1 protein-coding gene is annotated in these 1,129 nt (G+C 55.6%); it reads right to left on the minus strand.

From position 1 onward, the window contains the following. Positions 1-782 (minus strand): AMP-binding protein (locus ASU03_RS20155; RefSeq protein WP_157465973.1); only part of this gene is annotated, 782 nt, incomplete at its 3' end. Between the last annotated feature and the right edge of the window lie 347 nt (positions 783-1,129).

Genomic DNA, 1,129 nt, shown 5'->3' on the forward strand with positions numbered 1-1,129 from the left:
TAGAGCGGCAGCGGTGTGATCAGGATCTCGCAGCCTTCATTGAGGTTGGAGCCCATCAGCGCCTTGCACTGCAGCATGTTGGCCACCAGGTTGCGATGGGTCAGCATCGCGCCCTTGGCCACGCCGGTGGTGCCGCCGGTGTATTGCAGCACGGCCACGTCTTCGCTGGCGGGACTGACTTCGTTGACCGGCTGGCCATGGCCCTTGGCCAGGACGTCGTTGAACTTGATCGCCTGGGGCAAGTGATAGGCCGGGACCATTTTTTTCACGTACTTGATGACGCTGTTGATCAGCAGCCGCTTGAGCGGCGGCAACAGGTCAGCCACTTCGGTGACGATCACGTACTTGACGGCAGTCTTGGGTACGACTTTTTCTGCCAGGTGCGCCATGTTGGCCAGGCAGATCAGGGCTTTGGCCCCGGAGACGTTGAACTGGTGTTCCATTTCCCGCGCGGTGTACAGCGGGTTGGTATTGACCACGATCAGGCCGGCACGGATAGCCCCGAACACGGCGACCGGGTATTGCAGGAGGTTGGGTAATTGCACGGCGATTCGATCACCGGGCTGCAAGTCGGTATGCTGTTGCAGGTACGCGGCAAAAGCACCGGACAATTCGTACAACTCACCGTAGGTGATTGTCTTGCCCAGGTTGCTGAAAGCCGGTTTGTCGGCGAAGCGCTGGCAGGACTGTTTCAGTACCGCCTGAATATTTTGATACTCGTCTGGCTTGATGTCTGCAGCAATCCCGGCGGGGTACTTAACCTTCCAAAAGTCTTCGATCATGGAATCGCACTCCTCAGTGAGGCGATTTCATTCACAGCATTGGATGCTGTTTTGAGTTGTTGGTGATTTTGAAGGTGATTCTGGCTGTTTCAAGCAGGCCGAGAGGTCACAAAGCGCGCCGGGAGTAGCAGCTTTGCAAAGGGCCGCCTAGAGCCAAAAGAGGGCCCTACAGTCATAAACATGACTCAAGAATATGCAGTAGTCATTTTTAGAGCAAAAATTCTATACCCCCTGAAACAGCTCTATTTTGCGGGTGTACACCGTAAATATGGGAGCGGGCTTGCTCGCGAATGCGGTGTTTCAGGCAACTCATCTGGCACTGATACACCACTATCGCGAGCAAGCCC

Origin of the sequence: Colwellia sp. TT2012 (assembly GCF_001440345.1) — a bacterium.
GTDB lineage: Bacteria > Pseudomonadota > Gammaproteobacteria > Enterobacterales > Alteromonadaceae > Colwellia.